Genomic DNA, 6,879 nt, shown 5'->3' with positions numbered 1-6,879 from the left:
GAGGCCGGCTTCGTCCGCCGCTGCCATGGCGATCTGCACCTCGGTAATATCGTGCTGATCGACGGCCGGCCGCTGCTGTTTGACGCCATCGAATTCGATCCCGCGATTGCGACGACGGATGTATTGTACGACCTGGCTTTTCCGCTGATGGATTTGCTCTATTACCAAGCTCACGCCGCGGCCAACGCGCTGTTCAACCGTTACATGGCCGAAGCTGACGACGCGACACTGGACGCGCTGGCGCTGCTTCCGCTTTTCCTCTCGATGCGGGCGGCGATCCGCGCCCATGTGCTGTTCACCAAGAGCGAGTTGTCCGAAGAGAACGGCAATTCTATCCGGCACGACGCCAGGCGTTACTTCGACCTCGCCACCGCGCTGATCGACCCTGCGCCACCCTGCATGGTCGCCATTGGCGGCCTCTCGGGCACCGGCAAGAGCATGCTGGCGCGCGGAATCGCGCCGATACTCGGTCCCCCGCCGGGCGCGCTTGTGCTCCGATCCGACGTCATCCGCAAAAAGCTGTTCGGCGTGAACGAGACCGAGCGGCTGCCGGCATCGGCCTATACGCCCGACGTAACAGCGCGCGTGTACGCGAAACTCATGGCCGACGCCGCGCGCGTGGCCCTGCAGGGCCATTCCGTCATTCTCGATGCGGCATTTCTCCGCGATGCGGAGCGCGCATCGTTTGCGACGATCCCGCCGGCAAAAATTCCACATATCGGCCTATTCCTGACCGCCGAGCGCTCCGTCCGTGTCTCCAGGATCGAGAATCGACGTAACGATGCTTCGGATGCCACCGCGTCGGTCGCCGTCCAGCAGGAAGCCATGTCGCTCGGAACGATGGAATGGCGTATGATCGACGCCGGAGGAACCCCCGAAGAGACGCTCGCGCGGGCGTGTGACGATGTGAATCTGCACGGCGCGCCTGTCGGAGGAAAACCGTGACCGCACGCACGAGGACGGAGACCGCGCTGACCTGCCGAAGCGCCTTCCAACGCATCGCACGGCAATGCGTGACCTCGGTTCGAGCGCACCGCGCCGCAGCCTGTCGCGGCAACCCGGAAGCGATCCATCAGATCCGGATAGCCCTGACAAAACTGCGCGCGGCGCGGAAATTCTTCGCCGCCATGACGCGGGATGCGGCCTGGCCGAAGCTGAAAGCCGAGATCGGCTGGCTCAATGAAGCCCTGGGAGCAGCACGGGACAGCGACGTGGCGAGTGGCTATGCGAAGGCACAGCCGAAAAAGACGCTGGCCGTCAAAGCCGGCGAACGGCTAGCCCGGGAAACATTACAAAACCACCGGCGGCTGGCGGCCATGCTGCGCTCGAAGCGATGTGATCGGTTCGTCGCCGGACTTGAACAATGGATCGTCGCCGGGCCGTGGCTCACGACAGCCGCCGCGGCGGCGAACAAGCAGCGCAAGCGGTTGCTTGCCGACTGTGCTCCCGCCCGCCTGCAACGGTGGAAGCGACGTCTGGCCCGCAACAGCGCCGACGGGATGAAAGGCGGCAAGCGGCGCCATCGGCTGCGCCTCGCCGCCAAACGCTACCGTTACATGCGCGAGGCACTTGCCACTATCGGCTTGCCGGAGGGCCGGACGGCATCGCGGGAGCGGGAAGCCGCCCAATCGGTGCAACGCGCGCTCGGCGATCTCCGCGACCTGCAGCGGTTCAAAAAGGTGCAGCCCGGAAGCCTCTCCGCCGGCTTCTATCGGCAGCGGAAGGAAAAGCTGCTGCGCGAGGCGAAAGACGCGTTTCGGCGTCTCGGCTGACGTGCCTGCTCAGGGCTGGCAGACATGGAGCCCCGGCGCGGCAGCCAGCGGCGTTCCCTCCCGCAGTGCCGACGGGCGACCTTGCCGCCCTTCGATTGGTCGCTTGAACAAGCCGTCATCGCGCGCCATCAGCACCATAACTACGTTGCTCGCGCGGCTACTCGGTGGTGCTTGTACAAAACGAAAAAGCCGCCCGGAGGGCGGCTATTTCGTCTTATCTCGCTATACCGATCAGATGTTTGGTTGCGGGGATAGGATTTGAACCTATGACCTTCAGGTTATGAGCCTGACGAGCTACCGGGCTGCTCCACCCCGCGCCAAACCTTCGGGAAACCGAGAACGACATGCAACCGGCCAACACCCGAAGGCGTCGATCGATCCCAGTCCGGAGGCTTCCTGAGAAGGCAACCGAGGCAAAGCCTGCGGTGCGAGGGGTATGTACCAACGCATGGCGGCTTTGGAAAGGGCCATCACCGATGTTTTCGCGTTTTTATGACGATTTATCGAAATGTCAGTCCGATCAATGAGATAGCGCGGTGGACGGTCACGTCAGCAGGAACCCGCCATCGACGGTGACGGTACTGCCGGTCATGTAGCGCGAGGCGTTCGAGGCCAGCAGCAGGATGGCGCCGTCGAGGTCGGACTCGTGGCCGACGCGGCGCTGTGGGATCCGTTTCGCCAGCTTCTCGCCGGGCGGCGTCGCCCAGAATTCGTGGTTCATATCGGTGTCGATGTAGCCCGGCGCCAGCGCGTTGACGCGGATGCCGTGGCCGGCCAGTTCCAGCGCCAGCGCCTTGGTGGCCTGCACGACGCCGGCCTTGGAGATGGTGTAGGGCGACACAAACTTCATCACCCCGAAGCCCAGCACCGAGGCGACGTTGACGATGTTGCCCGGCTGCTTGCGCGCGATCATGCGGCGGGCGACTTCAGTGGCGGTGAAATACGCGCCCTTCAGGTTAGCCCCGATCACTGCGTCCCAGTCCGCCTCGGTCTGATCGACCGCCAGTTTTTCCACGGCAATGCCGGCATTGTTGATCAGCACGCTGACCGGCCCGAGTGCGGCCTCGGCGGCATCGATCGCGCTTGCGATCGAAGCGGTGTCGGTGACGTCCATCTGCACGGCGACGGCGCGGCCGCCCTTCGCCGTGATCTCGTCTTCGAGGCTTTTCAGCTTGGCGGTCTGCCGCGCCGCCAGCACGACGGCCGCGCCGTGCGCCGACAGCACGCGGGCGAATTGCCGGCCCAACCCCTGTGAAGCGCCGGTGACGAGAATGATTTCTTTACTGACGTCGAAGATTCCCGACATGCCAACTCCCTGCTGCTTTTGTTTACTGATACAGGGCATGGCCGGGATCGCAAGCCGACCGCGCGGCCATGATTTCTGCGATACGGAATGGCCGGGATGGAAGACCTTCGATGAACACCTTCGATCTCGTTGTCTATGTCGGCCTGGCGGTGGCGGTCGTGATCGGATTTCGCGCCGGGCTGCTGCGCAGCGTGGTGACGATCCTCGGCTACTTTCTGGCGATGCCGATCGCCGTCTGGGTGACATCGCTGATCGTGCCGCAGGTGGCCAATGCCGGCGTCGCCACGCAAAACTCGCTGGTGTTCTTCGGCGCGTTCCTGGTCTCGGGCATTGTGCTCGGCTCGGTGCTGCGGATGGCCGTCGATGACATGATCGGGCCGGACATCGGCATCGCCGACCGCCTCGCCGGCGCCGCGCTGGGCGCTGCCCGCGTCGGCCTGATCGCGGTGACGCTGGTTCTGATCTTCGATCAGATGCTGCCGGCCAATCTGCAACCGTCCTATATGACCGACTCGAAATTGCGACCATTGCTGTCGCAGGCCGGGCAGCGCGGCTTCAAGTCGCTGCCGCCGGATGTGACGGCCTATATCGACAAGTGGAAGCGCGACCGGCGGATCTAGGCCTTCTTGTCCCGGACGCACTGCAGCGTTTCACGCTGCAGTGCAGAGCCGGGGCACGAGACGGGTTGCGCGGTACAGGTTGGCATGCCCGCCGCGGCCTTATCACGCCCACTTGGACCGGCTATAACGCCCGCCTCGTCTTATCGAATTGCAGGAGTGACATCGTGGATCTGGGAATCAAAGGCCGTCGCGCGCTGGTGTGCGCATCGAGCAAGGGCCTCGGCAAGGCCTGCGCCGTGGCGCTGGCGGCCGAGGGCGTGCATGTCACGCTGACCGCGCGCGGCGCCGAAGCGCTGGCCGCGACCGCAGCGGAAATCCGCGCGGCCTATCCGGGCGTCGAGGTCACCGAAGTGGTCGGCGACATCACGACCGTCGAGGGCCGCGAGCAGGCGCTGAAGGCGGCCGGCCAGATCGACATCCTGGTCAACAATGCCGGCGGCCCGCCGCCCGGCGATTTCCGCAACTGGAATCGCGACGACTGGCTGAAGGCGATCGACGCCAACATGCTGACGCCCATCGAGCTGATCAAGGCGACGGTGGACGGCATGATGGCCCGCAAGTTTGGCCGCATCGTCAACATCACCTCGGCGGCCGTGAAGGCGCCGATCGACGTGCTGGGCCTGTCGAACGGCGCGCGCTCCGGCCTCACCGGCTTCTGTGCCGGCCTCTCGCGAAAAACCGTGCGCGAGAACGTCACCATCAACGGCCTGTTGCCGGGCCCGTTTCATACCGACCGCCTGCGCGGCGTGGCGGCCGGCCAGATGAAGGCCACCGGTCTCTCGATCGACGAAATCCTGGCCAAGCGCGCCAGCGAAAATCCGTCGGGCCGGTTCGGCGATCCCGAAGAATTCGGTCTCGCCTGCGCGTTCCTGTGCGGCGCCAAGGCCGGCTTCATCACCGGCCAGAACATCGTGCTGGATGGCGGCGCGTTTCCGGGCACGATGTAGGACTTTTACCTCTCCCCGCTCTTCCGCGGGAGAGGTCGGAGCCGAGCGTCAGCTCGGCTCCGGGTGAGGGGGAGCCAGTGTTTCACTCGATAGTGGCACCCGACTCGAATGGCCTGCGGCCCTCCGAGCCACCCTCTCCCCGCCTATCGAAGCTTCGCTTCGCCGGGCGGGGCGAGGGAAGAAGCACCGCCGCGTTCTATACAAGCGGATCGCATCAGATCACCGGCGTGGTGCGCTCGCTGGTCCAGTCGATGCCGAACGCGTCCAGTCCCTCGGCCAGCATATCGCCGAGCAAGGGCTCGCCGAGCAAATAGCGTGCGGTGTGACCGTTGCGACCATCGGCGGCCTCGCGGCGCAGTTCGTCCCATTCCTCGATGGTGCCATCGCCACGGCCAAGCCGCATCAGGGCGACCAGATCGATCTGCTCGTCCTCCGTCAGCGCGGCGATGAAGCCGTCAATCTCGCGCAGCACGGGATCGCCGCCATTGTCTTCCAGCACATCGATCATGTCGTCGTCGGCGCCGTTCGAGCCGGAATCCGGATCGGAGACGATATCCTTGGCGTCGAACTGCCGGGCTTTTTCGATCAGGAACGCCACCTGATCGGATGAAATCGAGAGTTCGGGCATCGCATGCTCCTGTTGTCAGAACGACATAACGCGCAGCCTTGCGAGATGATCCATTGCGCGGGCCGGCGCAAACCCGCATCTTTCAGCACCAAAAGAGCGGAGAACGCCGGATGCCATGGACCGTCGGCCGGGTCAGGATTACCCCCATCGCCGAGATGCAGACCGTCGGCGGCACGCGCTTCATCCTGCCGCAGGCCGGACCCGACGATGTGCAGCGGCTGCCGTGGATGATCCCTCATTTTGCCAATGAAGCAGGCCGGCTGAAGATGACCGTGCAATCGCTGGTGCTGGAAACGCCGGCGCAGCGCATCGTGGTCGATACCTGTCTCGGCAACGACAAGCAGGGTCGCGCGGTGCCGGTCTGGAACGATCTGCAGACGCCCTACCTTGAGGATATGACCGCGGCCGGCTTTCCGGCTGACAGTATCGACATGGTGCTGTGCACCCATCTGCATGTCGATCACGTCGGCTGGAATACGAAACTGGTCGATGGCCGGTGGGTGCCGACATTCCCCAACGCGAAATATGTGTTCGGCGCGATCGAATACGCGCACTGGAAAGCGCACAGCGACCGGCCGGAGCACGCCGCGGTATTCAACGATTCCATCCAACCGATCGTCCATGCCGGCCGCGCCGAGCTGGTGGCGAGCGATGAGCAACTGACCGACGAGATCACGTTGATCCCGACGCCGGGCCACAGTCCGGGCCATATGAGCGTGCTGATCCGATCGGACGGCGAGCAGGCGCTGCTGACCGGCGACGTCGCGCACAATCCCGTGCAGATGGCGCATCTGGCGTGGTCATCGACCGCGGATTCCGATCCGGTGCAGTCTGCTGCAACGCGGCACGATCTGTTCGCGCGCTTCGCGGATACGCCGACGCTGGTGATCGGCGGGCATTTCGACGCCGGCCATATCCGGCGCGACGGCGAGGCCTTCCAATTCGTGGCCTTGCAGGGCTAGTTCGCGCCGGCGGCGGTTGAATTTCGCCGCGCGCTGCGCCATGACATTTGAGGCCTAGAATGCCTCAGGGAGAGAACAATGAAATTGGTGCGATACGGTGCGGTCGGCAGCGAGAAGCCGGGATTGATCGACAAGGACGGCCAGTTGCGCGACCTCTCGGGACAGATCAAGGATCTGGCCGACGACGCCTTCTCCCCCGCCAACCTGGCAAAGCTCGCCGCCCTCGATGCCGCCTCGCTGCCGCTGGTGTCAGGCTCGCCGCGGCTCGGTTCGCCGGTCGGCGGCAAGCCGAAATTCCTCGCCATCGGCCTGAACTATGTCGATCACGCCAAGGAAGCCGGCATGGCGATTCCGTCGGAGCCGATCGTGTTCATGAAGGCGCTCAACAGCCTGTGCGGCCCGAATGACGACGTCGAAAAGCCGCGCGGCTCGACCAAGCTGGACTGGGAAGTCGAGCTCGCCATCATCATCGGCACCCGTGCCAAGTACATCACCGAAGCCGACGCGCTGAAGCATGTCGCGGGCTATGCGGTCTGCAACGACGTCTCCGAGCGTTTCTTCCAGATCGAACGCGGCGGGCAGTGGACAAAGGGCAAGTCGCACGACACCTTCGGCCCGCTCGGTCCGTGGCTGGTGACCAAGGA

At 64.6% G+C, this 6,879-nt stretch carries 8 protein-coding genes and 1 tRNA gene; 6 read left to right on the top strand and 3 right to left on the bottom strand.

The features are described 5' to 3' along the window. Nucleotides 1-51: 51 nt before the first annotated feature. Nucleotides 52-945, top strand: a complete 894-nt coding sequence (locus JWR89_RS03325) for an AAA family ATPase (protein ID WP_299711802.1) — start codon at nucleotides 52-54, stop codon at nucleotides 943-945. Next, nucleotides 942-1,772, top strand: a complete 831-nt coding sequence (locus JWR89_RS03320; protein ID WP_299711801.1) for a CHAD domain-containing protein — start codon at nucleotides 942-944, stop codon at nucleotides 1,770-1,772. The genes JWR89_RS03325 and JWR89_RS03320 overlap by 4 nt, the downstream gene beginning before the upstream one ends. A gap of 240 nt (nucleotides 1,773-2,012) precedes the next feature. Here JWR89_RS03320 and JWR89_RS03315 read toward each other — a convergent pair. Then, nucleotides 2,013-2,089 (bottom strand) — tRNA-Met (locus tag JWR89_RS03315). Nucleotides 2,090-2,316: 227 nt separating this feature from the next. After that, nucleotides 2,317-3,078, bottom strand: a complete 762-nt coding sequence (locus JWR89_RS03310; protein ID WP_299711800.1) for an SDR family oxidoreductase — start codon at nucleotides 3,076-3,078, stop codon at nucleotides 2,317-2,319. 110 nt (nucleotides 3,079-3,188) lie between these two features. On the opposite strand from JWR89_RS03310, the gene JWR89_RS03305 reads away from it, so the two are divergent. Continuing rightward, entirely contained in the window at nucleotides 3,189-3,698 is a 510-nt protein-coding gene (locus JWR89_RS03305) for a CvpA family protein (protein ID WP_299711799.1), read from the top strand. A gap of 164 nt (nucleotides 3,699-3,862) precedes the next feature. Next, a complete protein-coding gene (locus tag JWR89_RS03300) occupies nucleotides 3,863-4,645 on the top strand; it encodes an SDR family oxidoreductase (RefSeq protein ID WP_299711798.1) in 783 nt (260 codons plus the stop codon). A gap of 214 nt (nucleotides 4,646-4,859) precedes the next feature. Here the strand turns inward: JWR89_RS03300 and JWR89_RS03295 are convergent, their stop codons facing one another. After that, entirely contained in the window at nucleotides 4,860-5,273 is a 414-nt protein-coding gene (locus JWR89_RS03295) for a DUF3775 domain-containing protein (RefSeq protein WP_299711797.1), read from the bottom strand. A 110-nt stretch (nucleotides 5,274-5,383) separates the two neighbouring features. Here JWR89_RS03295 and JWR89_RS03290 point away from each other — a divergent pair, with 110 nt between their 5' ends. Together JWR89_RS03290 and JWR89_RS03285 are read left to right on the top strand one after the other, a co-directional pair. Next, nucleotides 5,384-6,235 (top strand): MBL fold metallo-hydrolase, encoded by an 852-nt coding sequence (locus JWR89_RS03290; RefSeq protein ID WP_299711796.1) that lies wholly within the window; start codon nucleotides 5,384-5,386, stop codon nucleotides 6,233-6,235. Between the two features lie 78 nt (nucleotides 6,236-6,313). Further along, on the top strand, nucleotides 6,314-6,879 hold a 566-nt coding region (locus tag JWR89_RS03285), incomplete at its 3' end, for a fumarylacetoacetate hydrolase family protein (protein ID WP_299711794.1).

The sequence above is a fragment of the Tardiphaga sp. genome, from assembly GCF_028290785.1.
Lineage (GTDB): Bacteria > Pseudomonadota > Alphaproteobacteria > Rhizobiales > Xanthobacteraceae > Tardiphaga.
The sequence above is the reverse complement of the archived record's forward strand: the minus strand, read 5'-3'. Positions and strand labels throughout refer to the sequence as shown.

Excerpts from the sequence above, each read along its gene's own strand:
- JWR89_RS03305 (WP_299711799.1), top strand. The coding sequence starts at position 3,189 with ATGAACACCTTCGATCTCGTTGTCTATGTCGGCCTGGCGGTGGCGGTC.
- JWR89_RS03310 (WP_299711800.1), bottom strand. The coding sequence starts at position 3,078 with ATGTCGGGAATCTTCGACGTCAGTAAAGAAATCATTCTCGTCACCGGC.
- JWR89_RS03290 (WP_299711796.1), top strand. The coding sequence starts at position 5,384 with ATGCCATGGACCGTCGGCCGGGTCAGGATTACCCCCATCGCCGAGATG.
- JWR89_RS03295 (WP_299711797.1), bottom strand. The coding sequence starts at position 5,273 with ATGCCCGAACTCTCGATTTCATCCGATCAGGTGGCGTTCCTGATCGAA.